At 70.9% G+C, this 24145-nt stretch carries 20 protein-coding genes and 2 pseudogenes; 12 read left to right on the top strand and 10 right to left on the bottom strand.

The window, feature by feature from the left end:
• Positions 1 to 41: 41 nt before the first annotated feature.
• Positions 42 to 525: pseudogene (locus F0344_RS24680) on the bottom strand (RNA polymerase sigma factor); the annotation flags it as partial.
• Between the two features lie 167 nt (positions 526 to 692).
• Here F0344_RS24680 and F0344_RS24675 point away from each other — a divergent pair.
• On the top strand, positions 693 to 1721 hold the full coding sequence (locus F0344_RS24675; RefSeq protein ID WP_185300860.1) for an aspartate-semialdehyde dehydrogenase: 1029 nt from the start codon (positions 693 to 695) through the stop codon (positions 1719 to 1721).
• Between the two features lie 58 nt (positions 1722 to 1779).
• Here the strand turns inward: F0344_RS24675 and F0344_RS24670 are convergent, their stop codons facing one another.
• The 3 genes from F0344_RS24670 to F0344_RS24660 are packed head-to-tail and all read right to left on the bottom strand — an operon-like array spanning position 1780 to position 2900.
• Positions 1780 to 2127 (bottom strand): type II toxin-antitoxin system PemK/MazF family toxin, encoded by a 348-nt coding sequence (locus F0344_RS24670; RefSeq protein ID WP_308460990.1) that lies wholly within the window; start codon positions 2125 to 2127, stop codon positions 1780 to 1782.
• Positions 2120 to 2344 (bottom strand): ribbon-helix-helix domain-containing protein, encoded by a 225-nt coding sequence (locus F0344_RS24665; RefSeq protein ID WP_185300859.1) that lies wholly within the window; start codon positions 2342 to 2344, stop codon positions 2120 to 2122. Before F0344_RS24665 ends, F0344_RS24670 begins: the two co-directional genes overlap by 8 nt.
• Before the next feature lie 58 nt (positions 2345 to 2402).
• On the bottom strand, positions 2403 to 2900 hold the full coding sequence (locus tag F0344_RS24660; RefSeq protein WP_185300858.1) for a DUF1203 domain-containing protein: 498 nt from the start codon (positions 2898 to 2900) through the stop codon (positions 2403 to 2405).
• Between the two features lie 112 nt (positions 2901 to 3012).
• Between F0344_RS24660 and pepN the strand changes: the two genes are divergently transcribed.
• A complete protein-coding gene (gene pepN / locus F0344_RS24655; RefSeq protein ID WP_185300857.1) occupies positions 3013 to 5589 on the top strand; it encodes an aminopeptidase N in 2577 nt (858 codons plus the stop codon).
• A 64-nt stretch (positions 5590 to 5653) separates the two neighbouring features.
• Here pepN and F0344_RS24650 read toward each other — a convergent pair whose 3' ends face one another.
• From F0344_RS24650 to F0344_RS24630, 5 genes and pseudogenes are all read right to left on the bottom strand, one after another.
• The gene (locus F0344_RS24650; RefSeq protein WP_219732191.1) at positions 5654 to 6040 is read right to left on the bottom strand and encodes a VOC family protein; all 387 of its coding nucleotides are present in this window, start codon (positions 6038 to 6040) and stop codon (positions 5654 to 5656) included.
• 45 nt (positions 6041 to 6085) lie between these two features.
• Positions 6086 to 6235, bottom strand: a pseudogene (locus tag F0344_RS24645) (allantoicase); the annotation flags it as partial.
• Positions 6236 to 6342: 107 nt separating this feature from the next.
• Positions 6343 to 6573 (bottom strand): hypothetical protein, encoded by a 231-nt coding sequence (locus F0344_RS24640; protein WP_185300855.1) that lies wholly within the window; start codon positions 6571 to 6573, stop codon positions 6343 to 6345.
• Positions 6574 to 6593: 20 nt separating this feature from the next.
• Positions 6594 to 8780 (bottom strand): 4-alpha-glucanotransferase, encoded by a 2187-nt coding sequence (gene malQ / locus F0344_RS24635; protein ID WP_185300854.1) that lies wholly within the window; start codon positions 8778 to 8780, stop codon positions 6594 to 6596.
• On the bottom strand, positions 8781 to 9095 hold the full coding sequence (locus F0344_RS24630; RefSeq protein ID WP_185300853.1) for a hypothetical protein: 315 nt from the start codon (positions 9093 to 9095) through the stop codon (positions 8781 to 8783).
• Positions 9096 to 9403: 308 nt separating this feature from the next.
• Here F0344_RS24630 and F0344_RS24625 point away from each other — a divergent pair, with 308 nt between their 5' ends.
• Positions 9404 to 12388 (top strand): beta-N-acetylglucosaminidase domain-containing protein, encoded by a 2985-nt coding sequence (locus F0344_RS24625; RefSeq protein ID WP_185300852.1) that lies wholly within the window; start codon positions 9404 to 9406, stop codon positions 12386 to 12388.
• A gap of 88 nt (positions 12389 to 12476) precedes the next feature.
• Here F0344_RS24625 and F0344_RS24620 read toward each other — a convergent pair whose 3' ends face one another.
• Positions 12477 to 13013 carry an HNH endonuclease gene (locus F0344_RS24620; protein WP_185300851.1) on the bottom strand — a complete coding sequence of 179 codons (537 nt, stop codon included), beginning with the start codon at positions 13011 to 13013 and terminating at the stop codon, positions 12477 to 12479.
• Between the two features lie 317 nt (positions 13014 to 13330).
• On the opposite strand from F0344_RS24620, the gene F0344_RS24615 reads away from it, so the two are divergent.
• The 9 genes from F0344_RS24615 (at position 13331) to F0344_RS24575 (ending at position 24113) form a co-directional block, all read left to right on the top strand.
• A complete protein-coding gene (locus tag F0344_RS24615) occupies positions 13331 to 14392 on the top strand; it encodes a mechanosensitive ion channel family protein (protein WP_185300850.1) in 1062 nt (353 codons plus the stop codon).
• Between the two features lie 176 nt (positions 14393 to 14568).
• The gene (locus F0344_RS24610; protein WP_185300849.1) at positions 14569 to 15783 is read left to right on the top strand and encodes an ROK family transcriptional regulator; all 1215 of its coding nucleotides are present in this window, start codon (positions 14569 to 14571) and stop codon (positions 15781 to 15783) included.
• Positions 15784 to 15844: 61 nt separating this feature from the next.
• Complete coding sequence (locus F0344_RS24605; RefSeq protein ID WP_185300848.1) at positions 15845 to 17179, top strand: ABC transporter substrate-binding protein; 1335 nt, start codon at positions 15845 to 15847, stop codon at positions 17177 to 17179.
• 6 nt (positions 17180 to 17185) lie between these two features.
• Positions 17186 to 18127 (top strand): carbohydrate ABC transporter permease, encoded by a 942-nt coding sequence (locus tag F0344_RS24600; protein WP_185300847.1) that lies wholly within the window; start codon positions 17186 to 17188, stop codon positions 18125 to 18127.
• A gap of 3 nt (positions 18128 to 18130) precedes the next feature.
• Positions 18131 to 19048 carry a carbohydrate ABC transporter permease gene (locus F0344_RS24595; RefSeq protein WP_185300846.1) on the top strand — a complete coding sequence of 306 codons (918 nt, stop codon included), beginning with the start codon at positions 18131 to 18133 and terminating at the stop codon, positions 19046 to 19048.
• A gap of 161 nt (positions 19049 to 19209) precedes the next feature.
• Entirely contained in the window at positions 19210 to 20475 is a 1266-nt protein-coding gene (locus tag F0344_RS24590; RefSeq protein WP_185300845.1) for a 6-phospho-beta-glucosidase, read from the top strand.
• Positions 20466 to 21440, top strand: coding sequence for an N-acetylglucosamine kinase (locus tag F0344_RS24585; RefSeq protein WP_185300844.1), 975 nt, complete (start codon positions 20466 to 20468; stop codon positions 21438 to 21440). The genes F0344_RS24590 and F0344_RS24585 overlap by 10 nt, the downstream gene beginning before the upstream one ends.
• 241 nt (positions 21441 to 21681) lie before the next feature.
• A complete protein-coding gene (locus F0344_RS24580) occupies positions 21682 to 23064 on the top strand; it encodes a hypothetical protein (protein ID WP_185300843.1) in 1383 nt (460 codons plus the stop codon).
• Between the two features lie 11 nt (positions 23065 to 23075).
• Positions 23076 to 24113, top strand: a complete 1038-nt coding sequence (locus tag F0344_RS24575) for a glutamate ABC transporter substrate-binding protein (RefSeq protein WP_185300842.1) — start codon at positions 23076 to 23078, stop codon at positions 24111 to 24113.
• Positions 24114 to 24145 lie beyond the last annotated feature (32 nt).

Genomic DNA, 24145 nt, shown 5'->3' with positions numbered 1-24145 from the left:
TCATCCGGGGTCCGTGCAGTCCAGGGTGCGCGAGGCGGGCAGCGTTCGTCCGCGTGCAGTCGGCTCTTCACCGTGCCCTCGGGAATGCCCAGCTCCGCCGCGATCTGCGGTACCGAGAGATCGGCGTAGAACCGCAGCACGAGGGCCTGGCGCTGGGCCGCCGGCAGCTCGTCGAGCCCCTCCGCGACGGTGAGGGCGAGCAGCCGGGCCTCCTGGCCGCCCTCGGTCACGGCATCCGCAGGACTCGGCGCGGCGAGGCCTGGCGCCGATCCGTTCCTGTCTGCCGCGGCCCCGGTGCCAGTCGGCGGCCGGCCGGGAGGCCACCATGGCCGCCCGGACGCCGATCTCGCGGGGCGCCTCCTGGCCGCTCGCCGCCCGCTCCAGGAGGCGCAGCCGTACCTGCTGCACCCCGTCCTGGAGGTCCGCGTACGGCACTCCGCCCAGTGAGAGCACCGCACGCACCCGGTCCACCTGTGCCGGGCCGAGGGGATCTTCCCCGGTGCCGGCGCGCTTCCTTCCCAACAAGGACTGCCTCCCCCTGATGTGTTTCCCCTGTGACGCGGAAGGGCGGCGGAACGTTCACCCGGAAGCGTGCGCCGTCCGAGGAACGGACAATGGATTGGACAAGGCGACCAGGGACATACGCATCATGGGACGGCAAGCGGGTCGCACACACGTACAGAGGAGTCTTCGTGAAGGTCGGAATCGTCGGCGCCACCGGTCAGGTCGGCACAGTCATGCGCAGCATCCTGGCCGAGCGGAAGTTCCCCGTCGCCGAGCTGCGGCTCTTCGCCTCCGCCCGCTCCGCGGGCTCCACGATCACGTGGGAAGGCACGGACATCACCGTGGAGGACGCCTCCACGGCCGACTACACGGGCCTGGACATCGTGCTGTTCTCGGCCGGTGGCGCGACATCGAGGGCGCTCGCCGAGAAGGTCGCGTCCCAGGGCGCCGTCGTGATCGACAACTCCTCGGCCTTCCGGATGGACCCCGAGGTGCCGCTGGTCGTCTCCGAGGTCAACCCGCACGCGGCGAAGGTCCGCCCCAAGGGCATCATCGCCAACCCGAACTGCACGACGATGGCCGCCATGCCCGTGCTGCGCCCGCTGCACACCGAGGCCGGTCTGCAGACGCTGACGGTCGCGTCGTACCAGGCGGTCTCGGGCTCCGGTGTCGCCGGTGTCGCCGAGCTGCACAACCAGGCGCTGAAGGTCGTCGGCGAGGCCGACAAGCTTGCCCACGACGGCGAGTCCGTCGACTTCCCCGAGCCCACGATCTACAAGCGCCCGATCGCCTTCAACGTGGTGCCGCTGGCCGGCTCGATCGTGGACGACGGTTCGTTCGAGACGGACGAGGAGCAGAAGCTCCGTAACGAGTCGCGCAAGATCCTGGAGATCCCTGAGCTCAAGGTGTCCGGCACCTGCGTCCGCGTCCCGGTCTTCTCGGGGCACTCGCTCCAGATCAACGCCCGGTTCGCCCGTCCGGTCAGCGTCGAGCGCGCGTACGAGCTGCTGAAGGACGCCGAGGGCGTCGAGCTGTCCGAGATCCCGACCCCGCTCCAGGCGGCCGGCAAGGACGCCTCGTACGTGGGCCGCATCCGCGTCGACGAGACCGTCGAGCACGGTCTGGCGCTGTTCGTCTCCAACGACAACCTGCGCAAGGGCGCGGCGCTGAACGCCGTGCAGATCGCGGAGCTGGTGGCGGCCGAGCTGAACGGCTGACAGTCGTACGTCGAAAGGGGCGGCCACCGGGTTCCGGTGGCCGCCCCTTTCGCGTGCCTCAGAGGGCGAGGTGCCGCCGCAGGGCCGTGTCGATCTCGGTCATACGCTGGCGGGGGACGGTGCCGATGCGCTTCAGTACGCGTTCCAGGGAGACTGCCCTGACCTGCTCACACTGGACCTTCGAGTCCCTCGGTAGCCCGCTCTCCGCGGACGTGAGCAGCGCCTGGAATGTGAGAACACGTGCGGTGTTCGAGGTCAGGGGCAGGACGGTGATCACCCCTCGCCCGTTCGACTCGACGGACTGGTTGGCGGCGTTGTTGGACACGATCACGGCCGGTCTGACCTTGTTGGCCTCGCTGCCCTTGGCAGGTTCGAGATCGACCAGGTGAATATCGCCTCTACGCATCAGCGATTCCGTCTCCGACAGTGCGGTCCCAAAGAACCGCGTCCTCGCTCGCGTCCCATTCTTCGAACGCCTCGGTGTACTCCGCTTCGAGCCCGGCCTCCCGAAGCAACTCGATCGCGGCGTGTATCACCGCCGACCGGGAATCCGCCTCGGTCTTCGCGGCGTACTCGTCGACGAAGGTGACATCCTCCTGCGGCAAGCTCACACTGATCTTCATGCCTGTCATCCTACCGGAAGTAGGAACAGCCTCGCCACCTGAAGGTGGAGTTCAAGTGCTACCCGCGCCGCACCTCGAACTGGAAGCACCCGTACTCCACGGCCCGCACGTGCACCAGCGCCACTTCCGGGTCCGCGAACGCCTCCGCGAACGCCGTGTCGAATCCGTGCTCCTCGTCGGCCGGGATCTCCAGCAGCCGCCCGCCGACGATCCGGCCCTCCGCGCTGTAACGCCGCAGGACCCGTAGCGCACCGGTTCGCGAGAACGGATACCCCTCCCGCTCCGCCGGTCCCCCGCAGTCCTCGGCATGGATGAAGACCGGTCCCTGCTCGTCGTACGCCCCGGGCTTCGCCCAGTGCGCGGCCGCCCAGCGGCGCAGCGGCGCGTACGAGACGAGCGCGACGCGCTCCCCCGGCTCCGCGCCGCGCAGGCAGCAGCGCAGCGGATCACCCGCTTCCGTGGCCGGGTACGGGACGCAGGGGCGGCCCCCGTCGTCGGTGGCCCGGAGTTCCTTGAGTGCGGTCGGTTCGATGGGACGTGCCTCGTAGCGGGTCATGGTTCGAGGGTCCTGCCGGATTCCCCGGGAGTCCGGCGGAAAACGGACATCGCGCTGTGTGCATGTCCCATGGAAGGATGACCAAAAACTCACATATCAAGGAGATGACCGCGTGCCTGGCACGAATCTGACCCGCGAAGAGGCACAGGAGCGGGCGCGCCTGCTGACCGTGGACGCGTACGAGATCGATCTCGACCTCTCCGGAGCGCAGGAGGGTGGGACCTACCGGTCCGTCACCACCGTGCGCTTCGACTCCGCCGAGGACGGTGCGGAGACCTTCATCGACCTCGTCGCCCCGGCCGTGCACGAGGCCGTGCTGAACGGCAAGGCGCTGGACGTCGCCGCCGTCTTCCGTGACTCGCGCATCGCGCTGAAGCACCTGCGCGCCGGCACCAACGAGCTCAAGGTCGTCGCCGACTGCGCGTACACGAACACCGGCGAGGGCCTGCACCGCTTCGTCGACCCGGTCGACGAGCAGGCGTACCTCTACACCCAGTTCGAGGTCCCGGACGCCCGCCGGGTGTTCGCGAGCTTCGAGCAGCCCGACCTGAAGGCGACCTTCCGGTTCAGCGTGAAGGCCCCGGCCGGCTGGACCGTGATCTCCAACTCGCCGACGCCGGAGCCGAAGGACGACCTCTGGGTCTTCGACCCGACGCCCCGCATCTCGACGTACATCACGGCCCTGATCGCCGGTCCGTACCACGCGGTGCACAGCACGTACGAGAAGGACGGCCAGACCGTCCCGCTCGGTATCTACTGCCGCCCGTCGCTCGCCGAGTACCTCGACGCGGACGACATCTTCGCGGTCACGCGGCAGGGCTTCGACTGGTTCCAGGAGAAGTTCGACTACGCGTACCCCTTCGCGAAGTACGACCAGCTCTTCGTCCCGGAGTTCAACGCGGGCGCGATGGAGAACGCGGGAGCGGTCACGATCCGCGACCAGTACGTGTTCCGTTCGAAGGTGACGGACGCGGCGTACGAGGTCCGTGCGGAGACCATCCTGCACGAGCTGGCCCACATGTGGTTCGGCGACCTCGTCACCATGGAGTGGTGGAACGACCTGTGGCTGAACGAGTCGTTCGCCACCTACACCTCGATCGCCTGCCAGGCGTACGCCGAGGGCTCCAAGTGGCCGCACTCCTGGACCACGTTCGCCAACTCCATGAAGACGTGGGCGTACCGCCAGGACCAGCTGCCGTCCACGCACCCGATCATGGCGGACATCAGCGACCTCGACGACGTCCTCGTCAACTTCGACGGGATCACGTACGCGAAGGGCGCCTCGGTCCTGAAGCAGCTCGTGGCGTACGTCGGCATGGACGCTTTCTTCCAGGGCGTCCAGGCGTACTTCAAGGCGCACGCCTTCGGGAACACCCAGCTGTCCGACCTGCTGGGCGCGCTGGAGAAGACCTCCGGCCGTGACCTGAAGACCTGGTCGAAGCTGTGGCTGGAGACCGCCGGGATCAACATCCTGCGCCCGGAGATCGAGACGGACGCGAACGGCCACGTCACGTCCTTCACGGTCCTCCAGGAGGCCCCCGCGCTCCCCGCGGGCGCGAAGGGCGAGCCCACGCTGCGCCCGCACCGGATCGCGGTCGGCTGCTACGACCTCGACGAGGCCGGGAAGCTGGTCCGTACGAGCCGGATCGAGCTGGACGTCGACGGGGAGCGCACCACCGTGCCCTTCCCGGCGGACACCGCCCGCCCGGCGGTCATCCTCCTCAACGACGACGACCTGTCGTACGCGAAGGTCCGCCTCGACGAGGAGTCGCTGCGGGTCGTCACCGCGCACCTGGGCGACTTCGCCGAGTCCCTGCCGCGCGCCCTGAGCTGGGCCTCGGCCTGGGACATGACGCGCGACGGCGAACTGGCGACGCGCGACTACCTCTCCCTCGTCCTCTCGGGCATCGGCAAGGAGTCGGACATCGGCGTCGTCCAGTCGCTGCACCGTCAGGTGAAGATGGCTCTGGACCTGTACGCGGCACCGGAGGCCCGTGAGACGTACCTGACCCAGTGGACGGAAGCCACGCTGGCCCATCTGCACGCTGCGGAGCCGGGCAGTGACCACCAGCTGGCCTGGGCCCGCGCCTTCGCGGCGACGGCCCGCACACCGGCCCAGCTGGACCTGCTCCAGGCGCTGCTGGACGGCACGGAGACGATCGAGGGCCTGGCCGTCGACACCGAGCTGCGCTGGGCGTTCGTGGAGCGGCTGGCCGCGACCGGACTGCACGACGAGGAGGAGATCGCCGCCGAGTACGAGCGCGACAGGACCGCGGCGGGAGAGCGCCACGCGGCCTCGGCGCGTGCGGCGCAGCCGACGGCGGAGGCGAAGGCCGCGGCGTGGGCCTCGGTCGTCGAGTCCGACAAGCTGCCGAACTCCCTCCAGGAGGCGGTCATCAGCGGCTTCGCGCAGACGGACCAGCGCGAGCTGCTGGCGCCGTACACGGAGAAGTTCTTCGCGGCGGTCAAGGACGTCTGGGACTCACGGAGCCACGAGATGGCCCAGCAGATCGCGGTCGGTCTGTACCCGTCGTTCCAGGTCTCGCAGGCCACGCTCGACGCGACGGACGCCTGGCTGGCGTCGGCGGAGCCGAACGCGGCCCTGCGCCGGCTGATGTCGGAGTCCCGCGCGGGCGTCGAGCGCGCGCTGAAGGCCCAGGCGGCCGACGCGGCGGCTGCGACCGTCTGACGGACCGACTGAACGACGAGGGGGTGCCACCCGTGGTGGCACCCCCTCGCCATACCCGTACGTCCTACTCCGTCACGTCCTGCGGGTACCAGCGCAGCTCGACGGTGTTCCCGTCCGGGTCGTGCACGTAGACCGACTGCGCCTCACCCCTGGCGCCGAAGCGCCCGACGGGGCCCTCCAGCACGGTGAACGTCCCGGAGTCGATGACCTGCTGCCAGTCGAGCGGCTCGACGACGAGACAGATGTGGTCGACGTTGGACGTACCGCGGGGCCGGTCGAGCAGATCGATGATGGTCACCGGACTGACCCGCACCGACGGGAAGGGCACCTTCCCGGCCCGCCACTCCTCCACCCGTACGGGCTCGAGACCGAGCGGCCCGCAGTAGAACTCCAGGGACCGCTCGACGTCCTGGACATTGAGCACCAGATGGTCGAAGGCCTTGACTCGCAGCATGGGGCGCCCTTCAGGGGTTGGCTTCTTTCCCGACTCGTGTCGCTACGCGCCCGACTCCTCGTAGCGGCGGGTCAGTTCGGCGGTGCCCGATTCCGTCAGGGAGCCGTGCAGGCGCATGCGGGCCACTCCGCCGTCGGGGAACGTGTCGAGGCGGACGTGGGTGACCACGGCCTGGGCGCGCAGGACGAAGCGGCCGTCCCACTCGGTCATGGGCGCAACCTACCCGGCGTCACGAGCGGCCCCGGACATGCCGGCGCACCGCACGGTACCCGGTACCGGCGGTGCACTCGGAAGAGCTTCTAGACCGTCTTCTTGGACTTGTCGAGGACCATGACGAGGCCCGCGATCACCACGAAGAGGGCGATAGGCGCCACGACATACAGTCCGATCGTATCCATCGCGCTCAGGCCGGGGCCCGGGTCGTCACCGTCGTCGCGGGTGAGAGCGAGCGCGGGCGACGACATGAGCAGCATCATCAGCGTCGTACCGGCTGCGACGGCGCCGGCGCGCATAGCGTTCTTCTTGTCCACGGTGCAAACGTAGCGAACGGCTACGGGCGGCGCGCGCCCGGGGGTGGCGTACGGGACCCGGAATGCTCCGGGCGGGGGCTCAGCACCTCCATCAGCCGGTGCAGCCGGGGCGACGCGGCGAGCTCCTCCAGGGTGACCGGGTGGCCGTCGGCATCGGCGACGGGCAGGCGCCAGTTGGGGTACTGGTCCCAGGTGCCGGGCAGGTTCTGCGGGCGGCGGTCGCCCACCGTGTCGGGGAGCCAGACGCCGGTCATCCGGGCCGGGGTGAGCAGCAGGAAGCGGTGCACGGCCCGGATCGCGGCCTCCTCGTCGCCGTCGCCCTCGGGCAGGAGCCGGAGCCGGGCGAGGTAGGCCAGCCACTCGGCGGTCCCGGTGGCGTCCTCGGTCAGCTCCTGCTCCAGCGGGCGGGTGAGCAGCCCGAGGCGGTGGCGCAGTGTCACGTGGTCGCCGGTCAGCCGGGCGGCGGTGGAGGGCAGGTCGTGGGTGGTGGCGGTGGCCACGCAGTCCCGCCGCCACCGCTCGGGGGGCAGGGGCTCGCCCGTGCCGTCCCAGTCGCGCTCGAACCAGAGCACGGAGGTGCCGAGCACCCCGCGCCGGGCGAGCGCCTCGCGGACGCCGGGCTCCACGGTGCCGAGGTCCTCCCCTATGACGACGGCACCGGCACGGTGGGCCTCCAGGACGAGGACGGCGAGCATGGCCTCGGCGTCCTGGCCGACGTACGTGCCCTCGGTGGGCGGACGCCCCTCGGGCACCCACCAGAGCCGGAACAGTCCCATCACGTGGTCGATGCGCAGGGCGCCCGCATGGGCGAGGAGACCGCGCAGGAGGCCGCGGTACGGGGCGTAGCCCGAAGCGGCGAGCGCGTCGGGGCGCCATGGGGGCAGCCCCCAGTCCTGGCCGCGCGCGTTGAAGGCGTCCGGGGGCGCGCCGACCGACATCCCGCGTGCGAAGGCGTCCTGCTGGGCCCAGGTGTCGGCGCCGGCCGGGTGCACGCCCACGGCCAGGTCGTGGACGATCCCGACGGCCATGCCGGCGTCCCGGGCGGCCTGCTGGGCGGCGGCGAGCTGGGTGGCGGTCAGCCAGGCGAGCCAGGAGTGGAAGTCGACCCGGTCCAGCAGTTCGGCGCGCGCCCTGGCGGTGTGCGGGGAGCGTGGGTCGCGCAGCCCTTCGGGCCAGGAGTGCCAGTCGCAACCGTGTACCTCGGCCAGCGCGCACCACAGGGCGTGGTCCTCCAGGGCCTGTCCCTGTTCGGCCAGGAAGTCGCAGTACGCGGCCCGGCGGCCGGGGGTCAGCGGCACCTCGTGGATGAGTTCCAGAGCCTGCCGCTTGAGCTCCCAGACGGCGTCCCGGTCGATCAGGGCACCCTTGTTGAGCACGGCTTCGGAGAGTCCCGCGGCGTCCTGGCGGAAGTCGTCCAGGGCCGTACGGTCCCGGACGTGCCCGTACTCGGGCACCGACTCGATGTGCAGGTGGACGGGGTCGGGGAAGCGGCGCGAGGAGGGGCGGTACGGGGAGGGGTCGGTGGGCGAGCCGGGTACGGCCGCGTGGAGCGGGTTGACCTGGACGAATCCCGAGCCGAGGCTCCGGCCGGACCAGGCGGCGAGATCGGCCAGATCACCGAGGTCGCCCATGCCCCAGGACCGGGCGGAGAGCAGGGAGTACAGCTGGACGAGGAAGCCGTGGACCCGGTCGGGGGGCTGCGGGACGCGGGCAGGGGCGACGACGAGCGTGGCGGCGGCGTGCCGGTTGTCCGGGGTGCGCGCGGACAGCCGGTGGACCCCGGGGGGCGGCTCGTCCCACCAGCCGGGGGCCGGAGGGGTGGCGCCTGCGGCTTCGGGGGCCCCGGAGACCGGGGCATCCGGCGTCGTCGGGTTCGCCACCCGGGCCAGACGCTCCGGGGGCGTGGCGGCTGCCCCCGGGGCGGGCTCCAGCTCGATCGTCAGGGCCGTGTCCGGTGGCAGCGCCGTCAGGGCGACGGGCGGCGGCTCCCCCGACCAGACCACCACCGTCGGCGGAAGCAGGCGGGAAACCGCCGCCGATTCCGCGGCGTCCAGCGCCTTCCTTACGGCCTCGGGAGTGCCGGCGTCGACGCCCAGCGCGGCGAGCACGGCCGTGACCGTGTCGTCGGGGACGGACACCGTGACATCAGGGGACGGCGAGTAGGAGGTGGCGACACCGTGCAGTGCGGCGAGCCGGGACAAGCCCATTCAGACTCCTGGGGTCTCCATGCCCCCTGCGGTGCCGGGGGCGGTCGGCTCGCTGGTCAGAGGGGCGACGGCGGCGAGCGGTGGCTCGCTCGTGAGAGGGGTGGCATCGGCGAGCGGCGGCTCGCTGGTCAGCGGTGCGGCGTCGGCGAAGGCGGCCTCGACCCCCAGGTGGGAGACATCGGCGAGCGGCAGCTCGCTGATCATCGGAGGCGCGAGATCGGTCAGGCACGGTTCGGTGGTCGGAGCGGCAGGGCCCGTGGGGCCCGGCACCTGTTTGGAGAGGGCGGAGAGCAGAAGCTGCGCGGCAGCGGGCATGGTGGCCTCCTGGCCTTTGGGAACAGGACATCGCCAGACCTACCCAGCCGGTGCGAGCGCAGACATGGACGTGACATAGGCGTTATGACAACGAGCTCAACGTGCCGTAGGTCACATTCCGTTCCCCCGTCCGGCTGCCATGAGCCGTTTCCGGCCACCGGGAGCCGCTTCCGGCCCCCCTCGCGGGCGCGTACCGGCGATTCCCGACAAGGCGGCCGGGCATTTCTGGCGCAACGGTCACGCGCATTGACACCCTCGCGCACGGGTGGTGGGCTCGGAGCCCACCGGCGGGACGAGAGGGGCGCAACGTGCAGTTCGGGCGCAGGAAGCACGCGACGGCCGTCGCCGTCGCGGTGATCGGCGGACTGCTCGGTTCCGTCGCCCCGGCCGCAGTGGCGGCCCCCGTCGTACCCGGCCCCCGGACCGCCGTGCCCGACCGCGTCGACGACTCGCGGCTGCCCTCCGTCTGGCCGCGTCCGCAGACCATCAAGGCATCCGGCCAGGCCGTGCCCCTCGGTACCGAGGTCACCGTCGTCGCCGACGCGGGCGCCGATCCGTACGCCGTGGCCGCCCTGCGGACCGTACTGCGCGACGCGGGCGTCACCACCCTGCACGAGGGGCTGCCGGGGCGCGGCCCCGTCCTCCGGGCCGGCGGTCCCGGCGCCCTGGACGCCCTGCGGATCATGCGGGCGCCCGAGCGCGCGGACCTGCCCGCCGGCGGCTACCGCATCGCGTCCGGCCAGGTCGCCGGACGCTCCACCGTCGCTCTGGACGGTGTCGGCGACGACGGCCTCTTCCACGCCGTCCAGACGCTGCGCCAGCTGATCCGCGACGGAGCCGTCGCGGGCGCCGTGGTGCGCGACTGGCCGGGCACGGCCGTCCGAGGGACGGCGGAGGGGTTCTACGGGCAGCCGTGGACCCGCGAGGAGCGGCTCGCGCAGATCGCCTTCATGGGGCGCACCAAGCAGAACCGCTATCTGTACGCGGCGGGCGACGATCCCTTCCGACAGGCGCGCTGGCGCGAGCCCTACCCCGCCGAGGGCCGTGCGGACTTCCGCGCCCTGGCGGAGAAGGCGCGCGCCGAGCATGTGACCCTCGGCTGGGCCGTCTCCCCCGGCCAGGCGATGTGCATGGCGTCGGACGGTGACATCAAGGCGCTGACGCGGAAGATCGATTCCATGTGGGCGCTGGGCGTGCGCGTCTTCCAGCTCCAGTTCCAGGACGTCAGCTACAGCGAATGGCACTGCGACGAGGACGCGGACACCTTCGGCAACGGCCCTGAGGCCGCCGCCAGGGCCCAGGCACGCGTGGCGAGCGCCGTCGACCGGCACCTGGCGGAGCGCCACCCGGACGCCGAGTCGCTGACGGTGATGCCGACGGAGTACTACCAGGACGGTGCGACGGACTACCGCGAGGCGCTCGCCGCCGAGCTGGACGACCGGGTGCGGGTGGCCTGGACCGGCGTCGGGGTCGTGCCGAAGACCATCACCGGTCGTGAGCTGGCGGGGGCCCGGGCCGCCTTCCGTCATCCGCTGGTCACCATGGACAACTACCCGGTCAACGACTACGCCCAGGACCGGATCTTCCTCGGCCCGTACACCGGCCGGGATCCGGCGGTGGCGAGCGGTTCCGCCGCGCTGATCGCCAACGCGATGGAGCAGCCCTCCGCGTCCCGCATCCCGCTGTTCACCGCCGCCGACTTCGCCTGGAACCCGAAGGGCTACCGGCCGCAGGAGTCCTGGCAGGCGGCGATCGACGACCTGGCGGGCGGTGACGCCCGTACCCGGGCCGCTCTGGGCGCTCTCGCGGGCAACAGCGCGACCTCCGTCCTCGGCGGCGCGGAGTCCGCGTATCTGCGGCCTCTGCTCACCGCGTTCTGGGCGTCCCGGTCCGCGAGCGGCGCCGTGCGCGACGAAGCGGCGCGCGAGCTGCGGGCGGCGTTCACCGTGATGCGGGAGACCCCCGGCCGGCTGACGGCCCCCGCGGGCGGGCGGCTGGACGACGAAGTGCGTCCGTGGACGGACCAGCTGGCCCGGTACGGCCGCGCGGGTGAGCTCGCGGTCGATCTGCTCCAGGCGCAGGCGCGCGGTGACGGAGCGGGCGCCTGGCAGGCGCAGCTGGCACTGGAGGGCCTGCGCGAGGAGATCGCGGACAGCGGGGCGACCGTCGGCAAGGGCGTGCTGGGGCCGTTCCTGAACCGGGTCCGCAAGGAGTCGGACGGCTGGAACGGCGCCGACCGCGACGCGGGCACGGTCACCAAGGACGCGAACAGCTACACGATCCAGCTGGGCAGGACCCGCCCCGTGGACGCCGTGACCGTGACGACGGACCCGGGCAGCCGCGCGGCCGGCGCGGTTCTCGAGGCCCATGTGCCGGGCGAGGGCTGGCGCCTCCTCGGCCCGCTCTCCTCGTCGGGCTGGACCCAGGCGGCGACGAAGGGCCTGCGGGCGGACGCGGTCCGGGTGGTCCTGCCCGTCGCCGTCCCGTCCTTCACCGGTACCGCGCCCCCGCTCCTTCCCGGCCGTGGAACGGGCGGGGCCGGTCCGAAGGTGCGGACGGTCGTGCCGTGGTTCGGTGACGAGCCCGCCGCCCGCCTCGCTCTCGTACGCGGCGAGACGGACGCGGTGATCGGCGGCAGCCCGCAGCGGGTCGAGGCACGGCTGGCCGGGGGCCGCCCGGCCGAGGTCCGGGGTGCGCTGACCGCCGAGGCGCCCAAGGGCATCAGGGTGACTGTGCCGAAGCAGACCACGGTGCCGCGCGGGTCCAGCACGGATGTCCCCGTGGACATCACGGTCCCGGCGGACACACCGGCCGGCGAGTACGAGGTGCCGCTCACCTTCGGCGGCGAACGGAGCACGCTGACGGTGCGGGCCTTCCCGCCCACCGCGGGCGCCGATCTGGCGCGTACGGGCACGGCCTCCTCGTCGGGCGACGAGACCCCCGACTTCCCGGCGGCAGCCGCCTCCGACGGCGATCCCGCCACCCGCTGGTCCTCGCCCGTGGAGGACGGCGCCTGGTGGCAGACCGAACTGTCCGAGCCGGTGCGACTGGGGCAGGTGGTGCTGCGCTGGCAGGACGCGTACGCCTCGCGCTACCGCGTCCAGGTCTCCGCGGACGGCCGCACCTGGCGTACGGCGGCGACGGTCCGCGAGGGCCGGGGCGGGCGCGAAGCGGTCCGCATGGACGCGAAGGACACCCGGTTCATCCGGATACAGGGCGACGGCCGGGCCACGGAGTACGGCTACTCGCTGTGGTCCGTGGAGGCGTACGCGGTGGCGGCCACCGAGGAGTAGGCGGTGGTGACCGGGTCGTCCGGTTGCCGTCTCGTCCTCGGCCGCCGGACCGGCCGGACGCTGCCCGCACCTGCTGGTGCTTGCCGGCTCACGCCGAAATGCCGTCGATCCTGGCCAGCACGTCGTCCGCGCCGAACGGCTGGAGGTACGGGAGCCAGCGCGGGTCCCGGTGTCCGGTGCCGATGATCCGCCAGGCGAGGCCGCTGGGCGGGGCGGGCTGGTGGCGGAGCCGCCAGCCGAGCTCGGGCAGATGACGGTCGGCCTTGACGTGGTTGCAGCGGCGGCAGGCAGCCACCACGTTGTCCCAGGCGTGCTGTCCGCCGCGGCTTCGCGGAATGACGTGGTCGACGCTGGTGGCCGCGGCACCGCAGTACATGCAGCGCCCGCCGTCACGGGCGAAGAGCGCCCGCCGGGTCAGTGGAACGGGCCCCCGGTAGGGGACCCGCACGAACCTCTTGAGGCGGATGACGCTGGGCGCCGGCACCACACGGGTGGCACTGTGCAGGAAGGCGCCGGACTCCTCGAGGCAGATGGCCTTGCTCTCCAGGACGAGGACGAGCGCGCGGTGGAGCGGTACGACGCCGAGCGGCTCGTACGACGCGTTGAGAACCAGGACGTGCGGCACGGTGGATGCCTCCTTGTACGCCGGCGGCGCGTGGCTCGCGCCGGGACGATCCGATCTCAGTCTCTCCTCATGCCTGGTCGAAACGCCACCACGTGCCGGTAACGGGCCGGAGGGATTTTCCTCACTCTCCCGCCCGCCCACGGCCGCGACGCCCGGAAACCGGCACGTGACCACGGCGGCCGACCGCCCTGTGCGATCGGCCACATCTGCTGTATCCCCGGGTGAGACGTGGCTCTCCCCCGAACTTGGCAACGAACCACTCCCCTGGCTTCGTTACTGTTGTTGGTCACCCGTCGCCGCTCCTGGAGGTCCCCGCCGTGCACCTGTCCGTCCTCTTGGCCGTAGCCCCCTCCCCTGAGCCGGTCGGCTCGCTGGACGAGGCCGCGGAGCAGGCCGGCAACGCCGCGAGCTGGGTCGAGCAGAACTGGTCCACCTGGTTGAACACCGGTCTGCGGATCCTGCTCATCGCGGTGATCGCGATCGTGCTGCGCTATGTGATCCGCCGGGCCCTGACCAACCTCATCGAGCGTATGAACCGCAGCGCCCAGGCGGTGGAGGGCACCGCCCTCGGTGGTCTGCTGGTCAACGCGGAACGGCGCCGCCAGCGCTCGGAAGCGATCGGGTCCGTACTCCGTTCGGTGACGTCGTTCCTGATCCTCGGTACGGCGGGCCTGATGATCCTGGGCGCGTTCCAGATCAATCTGGCGCCCCTGCTGGCCTCCGCCGGTGTGGCCGGGGTCGCGCTGGGCTTCGGCGCGCGCAACCTGGTCACCGACTTCCTCTCCGGCGTCTTCATGATCCTCGAGGACCAGTACGGCGTCGGGGACACGGTCGACGCGGGCGTCGCATCGGGCGAGGTCATCGAGGTGGGCCTACGGGTCACGAAGCTGCGCGGTGACAACGGTGAGATCTGGTACGTCCGCAACGGCGAGGTGAAGCGGATCGGCAACCTCAGCCAGGGCTGGTCGACGGCCGGCGTCGATGTGACGGTGCGCCCCACGGAGAACCTGGACCACGTCCGCGCGGCGATCACCGCCGCGTCGGAGGCCATGGCCAAGGAGGACCCGTGGACCGAGCGCCTCTGGGGCCCGGTGGAGGTCCTGGGCCTGGACGCGGTGCTGCTGGACTCGATGACGGTCCGGGTGACGGCGAAGACGATGCCGGGCAAGGCGCTGGGCGTGGAGCGCGAGCTGCGCTGGCGCATCAAGCAGGCGCTGGACGACGCGGGCATCCGGATGGTCGGGACCCTGCCGCTCCAGGCGGACGACGCCGCGCCGGACCTGACGGCAGGCATGGCCGCCCCGTCGGCGTACGCCTCGGCGACCTCCCCGCAGTCGCTGGCCGCGACGCCGATAGCACAGCCGAACCTGGCCAAATAGCCACCCGGAAGCAGACCGGAGGGGCGTTCCGCGCGTGCGGTGCGCCCCTTCGGCGTACGGGACGTACCAGGTAACACTTCAGCCGCACAGGCGCCGCCCATTGACGGCCCGGTGACCTGCGCCATACCTTCCTCTCACGAATAGGAAAGTTTCCTAACAGAGGGCAGGTGGACATCATGGCGGGAACCACGCCGGGGACTCCGGGCACACCGCGGGTCCTGCGCGCCATGAACGACCGGGCCGCCCTCGATCTCCTCCTGGAGCACGGCCCCCTCTCCCGTACGAGGATCGGGAAGCTGACGGGCCTCTCCAAGCCGACCGCCTCCCAGCTGCTGGCCCGCCTCGAGGCCGCGGGGCTCGTCATGGTCACCGGCACCAGTGAGGGCCGCCCCGGTCCCAGTGCCCAGCTGTACGCCGTCAACGCCCGCGCCGCCCATGTGGCCGGCCTCGACGTGACCGCCGAGCGGATCGTCGCCGCGGTCGCCGACGTGACCGGCGAGACCGTCGGCGAGTACGAGCTCCGTACGCCCGGCCGACGCGCCGAGGGTGTCGTCCGGCAGGTGGCCGACGCGCTGGACGGCGCGGTCAAGGACGCCGGGCTGACCCGCGCCGACATCCACCGCGTCGTCATCGGCACCCCCGGCGCCTTCGACCCGGGCACGGGCCGGCTGCGGTACGCCTCGCACCTGCCCGGCTGGCACTCCCCCACCCTGCTGGAGGAGCTGGCCGCCTTCCTGCCGATGCCCGTCGAGTACGAGAACGACGTGAACCTGGTCGCGGTGGCCGAGCAGCGGCTCGGCGCGGCCCGCGGGCACGAGGACTTCGTCCTGCTGTGGAACGAGGAGGGCCTCGGCGCCGCCCTGGTGATCAACGGGCGGCTGCACCGCGGCTGGACCGGCGGCGCGGGTGAGGTCGGCTTCCTGCCGGTGCCGGGCACGCCCCTCGTACGCAAGGTCGTGAAGGTCAACAGCGGCGGATTCCAGGAGCTGGCGGGCGCCCAGGCGGTGCCGAGAATGGCCACGGCCCTCGGCATCGACACGCCGCACCAGCCGTACGCGGAGGTCGCCGCGGGGCTGCTCGCCCGCGCGGTCGAGGCGTACGAGAGCGACGAGGCGCTCACCGAACTGCTGCGCCAGTACGCCCAGCGGCTGGCGACCGGTCTGGCCTCCGTCACCGCGGTGCTCGACCCGGAGCTGATCGTGCTCTCCGGGGAGCTCGTCTCCTCGGGCGGCGATCTGCTGCGTTCGCTGATCCAGTCCGAACTCGCCGAACTCGCCGCGTCCCGGCCCCGTCTCGTCCTCGGTGAGATCAGCCGGCATCCCGTCCTCCGGGGCGCCCTGGAACGGGCCCTCGCCGACACCCGCGACGAAGTGTTCGACACCTCTCGCTGAGCCGCGTTCCCCAGTCCTCTCCTCTCCCCATCGCCTTTCCCCCGTCCCTGGGAGTCCTGTCATGCGCAGAAGCCGACCGACCACCACCGCCGCTGTCGCCGTAGCCGCGATATCGGTCCTCGCCACCGCCTGCACGGGCCAGGCCGAGCAGGGTGCGACCGACGACCCGAACGCCAGGACGACGATCAACTTCTGGCACGGCTGGAGCGCGCCCGCCGAGGTCAAGGCGGTGACGGACAACATCGCCCGGTTCGAGAAGGCCCACCCGAACATCAAGGTCGAGGTCGTCGGCAACATCAACGACGACAAGCTCAACCAGGCACTGCGCGCGAGCGGTTCGAAGGGCCCCGACGTGGTGTCCTCGTTCACCACCGCCAACGTCGGCAAGTTCTGCTCCTCCGGTGCGTTCGCCGATCTGAAGCCGTTCATCGAGAAGTCGAAGCTGGACCTGGAGAAGACCTTCCCGAAGGTGCTCCTGGACTACACCCAGTTCGAGGGCAAGCGCTGCGCGCTGCCCCTCCTCGCCGACGCGTACGGCCTCTACTACAACAAGGACGCCTTCGAGAAGGCCGGCATCACCGAGCCGCCGGAGACCATGTCCGAGCTGGCCTCGGTCGCCAAGAAGCTCACCGTCGAGAAGGGCGACAGCTACGAGCAGCTCGGCTTCATGCCGACCTTCCACGGCTACGAGACGGTCGCGGACCACTACCTGTCCTCGTGGGAGCACGCGTACTTCGACGAGGACGGCAAGTCCAACATCGCCAAGGACCCGGCGTTCGCCGAGATGTTCACGTACCAGAAGAAGCTGGTCGAGGACCTCGGGGGATATCAGAAGCTGGAGAAGTACCGCGGCACCTTCGGTGACGAGTGGGGATCCAAGCACCCCTTCCACACCGGCCAGGTCGCCATGCAGCTGGACGGCGAGTGGCGGCTCGGCATGGCGACCGACGCCAAGGTGCCGTTCAAGATAGGTGTCGCGCCGATGCCCGTCGCGGACGACGAGCGCGACAGCTACGGCAAGGGCTTCCTCTCCGGCACGGTCATGGGCATCGCCCCGGGCAGCACCAAGCAGAACGCCGCCTGGGAGCTGGTCGAGTTCATGACGAGCGACACCCAGGCCGTGGTCGACTTCGCGAACGGGATCCGCAACGTGCCGTCCACCTTCGAGGCGCTGAAGTCCCCCGGCCTGAAGTTCGACCCGCGCTTCAAGACCTTCCTCGACATCGCCCAGCACCCCGAGTCCAGCACCCCGGACGGGGCCATCAACGGCTCGACGTACCAGCAGACCCTCCAGGACTTCGGCTTCCAGTACGAGAAGGGTGCGGTGAAGGACCTCAAGGCGGGTCTGGAGAAGACCGCCGCGCAGATCGACACCGACATCGCGAAGGCCAAGTAGCCCCCGATGACCACGCACACGCTCCGCTCGAAGCGCAGGCGCGCGACGCTGCGCACGGCGGCCTTCATGTCGCCCTGGCTGATCGGGTTCACGGTCTTCTTCGCGTACCCGATGGTCTCGGCCGTCTACTTCTCGTTCACGGCCTACGACGGCTTCGCGGCCCCGAAGTTCAACGGGCTGGCCAACTGGTCGTACGTCTTCGACGACTACCCGATGTTCTGGCCCTCGCTGCGCAACACGCTCTGGCTGGTCCTCGTCATGGTCAGCTGCCGGGTCGTGTTCGGCATCGGCGTCGGGATGCTGATCACGAAGATCAAGACGGGTACGGGGGTCTTTCGCACCCTGTTCTATCTGCCGTATCTGGCACCGCCGGTCGCCGCGACCCTCGCGTTCGTCTTCCTCCTCAACCCGGGAACGGGACCGGTCAACGCCATCCTCGGCGATCTGGGGCTGCCGACGCCCGGCTGGTTCAACGACGCGAGCTGGTCGAAGCCGGCGCTCACCATGCTCGCGGTGTGGGGCATCGGCGACCTGATGGTCATCTTCATGGCCGCGCTGCTCGACGTGCCCAAGGAGCAGTACGAGGCCGCCGAGCTGGACGGTGCTTCCGCCTGGCAGCGGTTCCGCTTCGTGACTCTGCCGAACATCTCGCCGATCGTGCTGTTCGCCGTGGTCACCGGGGTGATCCAGGCGATGCAGTACTACACCCAGCCCCTGGTCGCGGGAAAGGTCGCCTCGGGCGTCATCGGCGGCTCCGGGCAGCAGTTCGAGCCCGGCTATCCCGACAAGTCGACACTGACCCTGCCCCAGCTCGTCTACAACCTCGGCTTCCAGCGCTTCGACTACGGCTCCGCCTGTGTCGTCGCCCTCGTCCTGTTCGCCCTGGCCATGGCGTTCACCGCGCTTCTGATGCGGGGCCGCAACAACCTGATCCAGGCAGGTGACTGAGCCATGACCACGCGACTCCTCGACAAGCCCGCCACCGCGACGACGCCGGGCGCACGCACCCCCGCCGAGCGCACCCCCGCCGAGCGCACCGCACGCCGCAAGGCGCTGCTGCACTGGATCGCCGTCCACTCGCTGGGCATCGCCGCCGCGCTCTTCTTCGTGCTGCCGTTCGTCTTCGTCCTGCTGACCTCACTGATGAGCGACCAGCAGGCGCTGACCCGGGATCTCACCCCGAACACCTGGGAGTGGGACAACTACCGGAAGGTCTTCAACACCCCCGGTTTCCTGACCTGGTGGCGCAACACCCTGCTGTACGCGGGTCTGGGCACGGTCCTGACCGTGCTGTCGTCCGTGCCCGTGGCGTACGCGCTGGCCAAGTTCCGCTTCCGCGGGCGCAAGCTGTCGCTGATGCTCGTCATCTCGATGATGATGCTGCCGCCCCAGGTCGTCATCATCCCGATGTACCTGTTCTGGGCGAAGCAGATGGACCTGTCCGGCACGCTCTGGCCGCTGATCATCCCGATGGCGTTCGGGGACGCGTTCTCCATCTTCCTTTTGCGGCAGTTCCTGCTGACCATTCCGGACGAGTACCTGGACGCGGCGAAGGTCGACGGCTGCGGCGAATTCCGCACCCTCGTCAGGGTGGTGATCCCGATGGCCAAGCCGGGCATCGCGGCGATCGCCCTGTTCCAGTTCTTCGCCGCCTGGAACGACTACTTCGGCCCACAGATCTACGCCTCCGAGAACCCGGCCGCCTGGACCCTCAGTTACGGCCTGGAGTCCTTCAAGGGCGCGCACCACACCGACTGGAATCTGACCATGGCCGCGACCGTCCTGGTCATGGCTCCCGTGATCCTCGTCTTCTTCTTTGCCCAGAAGGCATTCGTCGAGGGCGTCACACTGACCGGAGTAAAGGGCTGACTAATCCTCCCCCTCATGAACAAGGGGAATTCCTCACTTCACAGTGAGGGTTTCCTGCTTCGCGGCAGGTTGCCCCGTCCGGGAAGGCTCCCGCAGCTCCGGATCAAGGATGCGTTTCCTCCCCGCGTCAAAGCACGCAGTATCCACGCAAGGAGTTCCGGATGAAGCTCGCAGTAGTGGGTGGCGGGTCCACCTACACCCCTGAACTGATCGACGGTTTCGCCCGTCTGCGGGACACCCTGCCGGTCGAGGAGCTCGTGCTCATCGACCCGGCGGCCGACCGCCTCGAACTCATCGGCGGCCTGGCCCGGCGGATCTTCGCCAGGCAGGGCCATCCCGGAAAGATCACCACCACATCCGATCTGGACGCCGGTGTCGCGGACGCCGACGCCGTCCTGCTCCAGCTCCGGGTCGGCGGGCAGGCCGCCCGCAACCAGGACGAGACGTGGCCGCTGGAGTGCGGCTGCGTCGGCCAGGAGACCACCGGGGCCGGCGGCCTCGCCAAGGCACTGCGTACCGTCCCGGTCGTCCTGGACATCGCCGACCGGGTCCGCCGCACCAACCCGAACGCCTGGATCATCGACTTCACCAACCCGGTCGGCATCGTCACCCGGGCCCTGCTCCAGGCCGGGCACAAGGCCGTCGGCCTGTGCAACGTAGCGATCGGCTTCCAGCGCAGGTTCGCCCGCATGCTCGACGTCACCCCGGCCGAGGTGCATCTCGACCACGTCGGACTGAACCACCTGACCTGGGAACTCGGGGTACGCCTCGGCGGCCCCGAAGGCGAGAACCTGCTGCCGAAGCTGTTGGCGGAGCACGGTGGCGCCATCGCCGAGGACCTGCGGATGCCCCGGGAGCTCGTCGACCGGCTCGGGGTCGTCCCCTCCTACTACCTGCGGTACTTCTACGCGCACGACGAGGTCGTACGGGAGCTCGGCACGAAGCCGTCCCGGGCCGCCGAGGTCGCCGCGATGGAGAAGGAACTCCTCGCGCTGTACGGGAACCCGGCGCTGGACGAGAAGCCCGCGCTGCTCGGCAAGCGCGGGGGCGCCTTCTACTCCGAGGCGGCCGTGGACCTCGCGGCCTCCCTCCTCTGCGGGGGCGGCTCCGCGGTGCAGGTGGTCAACACGTACAACAGGGGAACGCTCCCGTTCCTGCCGGACGACGCCGTGATCGAGGTGCAGGCCCGGGTAGACGGATCGGGAGCGGCTCCGCTCCCCGTTCCCCGTCTGGACCCCCTGTACGCCGGTCTGATCGCCAACGTGACGGCGTACGAGGACCTCGCCCTGGACGCCGCGCTGCGTGGCGGCCGCGAGCGGGTGTTCAAGGCGCTGCTCTCGCACCCGCTGATCGGTCAGTACGAGCACGCCGAAGGTCTCACCGACCGGCTGATCGCCCACAACCGGGAGCACCTCGCGTGGGCGTGAACGTCTCGGTCGTCGCCATCGACGCGGGCAACAGCAAGACCGACGTCGCTCTGATCGGGGCGGACGGCACGGTCCTGTCCACGGCCCGCGGCGGTGGCTTCCAGCCGCCCTCCGTAGGCATCGACGCGGCACTGGACGTGCTGGGGGCGATCCTGAACCGGGCGCTGGCCGCGTGCGGCGGGAGCATCGGCTCCCGGGGGCACGTGTCGGCGTGTCTGGCCAACGCCGACCTCCCGGTCGAGGAAGCCGAGCTGACGGAGGCTCTCCTCGACCGGAAGTGGGCGCCCACGGTCGAGGTGCGCAACGACACCTTCGCGATACTGCGTGCCGGGGTGGACGAGCCGCGCGGGGTGGCCGTCGTCTGCGGCGCGGGGATCAACTGCGTCGGCATGGTGCCGGACGGGCGGACCGCCCGCTTCCCCGCGATCGGCCGGATCTCCGGTGACTGGGGCGGCGGCTCCGGGCTCGCCGAGGAGGCCCTGTGGTTCGCGGCGCGGGCGGAGGACGGCCGGGGCGAGGCGACCGAGCTGGCGCGCACGCTGCCGGGGCACTTCGGCCTCGCCTCGATGTACGAACTCATCGAGGCGCTGCACCGGGGACGCATCCCCCCCACCGCGCGCCACGAGCTGACGCCGGTCCTGTTCGCCACGAGCGCGGCCGGCGACCCGGTGGCCCGTGCCGTGGTGGACCGGCTGGCGGACGAGGTCGTCGCCATGGCCTCGGTGGCGCTGACCCGCCTGGACCTACTGGACGAGGAGGTATTTGTCCTGCTGGGCGGCAGCGTGCTGACGGCCGGCCATCCGCAACTGGACGAGCGGATCGCGGAACTCCTCGCGGCCCGCGCCCCAGAGGCCACGATCCGGGTGGTGGCACAGCCGCCCGTGCTCGGGGCGGGGCTGCTGGGTCTGGACCACACGGGGGCGGCGCCCGCGGTGCACAGCAGGCTGCGCGCACAGTACGCGTGACCCTTCCGAGCTCGTCCGGCGCTCCCGCCGGACGGGCCCGGTTTGTCGGTTCCGGGAACCGATCACCCGTCCCGTACGTGTTCATGGAGTGGGGAGGCCGACGGCTTCGGGGCGGACGTTTCGACGAGATCCGGGCGTTCCTGGTGTGGATGTCGGTCCCTCGGCCATACTGCTGGCCGGGTACCAGTCCCCCGCGCGGCCGGGGGGCCGTGCCGCAGTCAGTGACCGAGGGGGAGGTCAAGTGACATACCCGCCGAACGGCGGCTCGCCACGGGAGCGCGCGCCCGCGCGCCCGGCCACGTCCGTGCCCGCGCAGCGCCGGGGCGCCTGGTCCGGGCCGGCCGAGCGGCTGCGGGCCGTGGCGACGACCGAGCCCGGCCGCCTGCAGATCATCGGGGCCGTACTGGCCCTGCTGGTGGTGACGTTCGGGGCCGTGACGGCTCTGGAGATCTCCGCCAGGTCCGGCGCCGCCGACGACGTGGTGAACCGGAGCCAGCCGCTGAGCGCGGACGCGGCGCGTATCTACCGCTCGCTCGCCGACGCGGACACGATGGCTGCCAGCGGCTTCCTGGCGGGTGCGCAGGAGCCCAGGGACGTGCACGAGCAGTACGAGAAGGACATCGGTGAGGCCTCCCGGCTGCTCGTGAGGGCGGCCGCGAGCACGGACGCCTCGTCCTCGTCCGGCCGGGAGATCACCACCCTCGCCGAGATGCTGCCCGTGTACACGGGCCTGATCGAGCGGGCCCGTGCGAACAACCGACAGGGGCTGCCGCTCGGCGGCGCCTATCTCCGGTACGCCAACCAGAAGATGACGTACGAGCTGCTGCCCGCGGCGGAGCGGCTGTACAAGGCGGAGACGGGCCGGCTCGGCGAGGACTCGGCCGATGCCCGGCAGTGGCCGTACCTCTCGCTCGGCGCCGGACTGGTGGTGCTGGCCGCGCTGGTGTGGACGCAGCTCCGCAACTACCGCAGGACGAACCGGGTCTTGAACCACGGGCTGCTCGCGGCGACCGCCGCGTCCACCGTCGTGCTGCTCTGGCTGGCCGTGGGACACACGGTGGCGCGAGCCGAACTGCGTGCGGCGATGGTTCACGGGCAGGAGTCACTCGATGTCCTCAACAACGCGCGGATCAATTCGCTGAAGGCACGAGCCAACGAGAACCTCACGCTGGTGGCCCGTGGCGCGGTGCTGACCGCGGACGGCAGGAACGACAAGTACGAGACCGACTACACCACGGGCATGAAGGCTCTCGGTGCACAGCTGAAGAGCGCCGAGAAGCTCGCCGAAGGCACCCAGGGGAGCGGGCCGGTGGTCGATGCCATCAAGAACGTGACCGAGTGGCAGGAACGCCACCGCAAGGCCCGCACGACCGACGACCAGGGCGACTACGACGGTGCGCTGAAGCAGATCATCGGCCCGGAGGAATCCACGGGCACGTCCTTCGAGCAGGTGGACGCGGCGCTGCGCAAGGCGCTCGCGTACGAGCAGGGCGAGTTCACCGACGCCGCCAAGGACGGGCGCGGGGCGCTGGGCGGGCTTCCCATAGGTGCCGGGGCGCTGGGCCTGCTGGGCGCGGCGGCGGCCGTCGTCGGGGTCAACCGCAGGCTCTCGGAGTACCGGTGAGAGGGGGAGCGATGACCAGGGAACGAGACGGGTCCGGTCGCGGCGGGCTGCGCGGCTGGGGCGGTGTGACGGGCATGGCGGTGGCGTGCGCGATCACCGCCTCGCTCACGCTGCTGCCGCTGGCCCACAGCGGGGACGGCTCCTTCGGTACGAAGACGGTGAGCCAGGGCGCGACCTCGGCGGTGCAGGCGCGCGCCGACGAGTGCACGGACCCCGAGGCGAGCCTTCCGCCCTCCAGAGACGACGGCCCGAGCATCGACAGGATCAAGGCGCGCGGCAAGCTGATCGCCGGTGTCGACCAGAACAGCTTCCGGTGGGGCTACCGCAATCCGGAGAACCGCGAGCTCGAAGGCTTCGACATCGATCTCGTGCGGGCCATCGCGCAGGACATCCTGGGTGACCGGGACGCGGTGATCTTCCGTGCGATACCCACCAACCAGCGGATCGCGGCGCTGGAGAACGACCGGGTCGACGTCGTCGTACGGACGATGACGATCAACTGCAAGCGTTTGGAGCAGGTCTCGTTCTCCACGGCCTACTTCCAGGCCGGGCAGCAGGTGCTGGCCCCGAAGGACTCCGCGATCACCGGGTACGACACGTCGCTCGACGGCAAGCGGGTCTGCACGGCCGAGGGCTCCACGGCCTACGAGGCCCTGGAGAAGCAGTCGTTCGGCGCGGTCTTCAAGGACGAGGGCGACGGCACCGAGCAGGACAAGGACCAGCTGACCGTGCCCAACCAGCTGGACTGTCTGGTCCGGCTCCAGCTCGGCGAGGTGGACGCGATCGTCACCGACAACGCGCTCGCGGCCGGTCAGGCGGCCCAGGACCCGGCGATCGCCCTCAAGGGCGACAAGCCGTTCACCACGGAGTACTACGGCGTGGCGGCGAAGAAGGGCGCGGACGACCTGGTGGCCCGCGTCAACCAGGTGCTGGTCGACTACCGCAAGGGCGGGAACGACAGCCCCTGGATGGTGTCGTACCGCGACTGGCTGGCCACCGGCCTGCCAGGGATCACGGCGCCGCCGGCGCCCAAGTACCTGAGCAACTGACCCCTGCGGCCCATGGGCCGGACGGCAAGAGC

Source organism: Streptomyces finlayi, from assembly GCF_014216315.1.
Classification (GTDB): Bacteria; Actinomycetota; Actinomycetes; order Streptomycetales; family Streptomycetaceae; genus Streptomyces; species Streptomyces finlayi_A.
The sequence above is the reverse complement of the archived record's forward strand: the minus strand, read 5'-3'. Positions and strand labels throughout refer to the sequence as shown.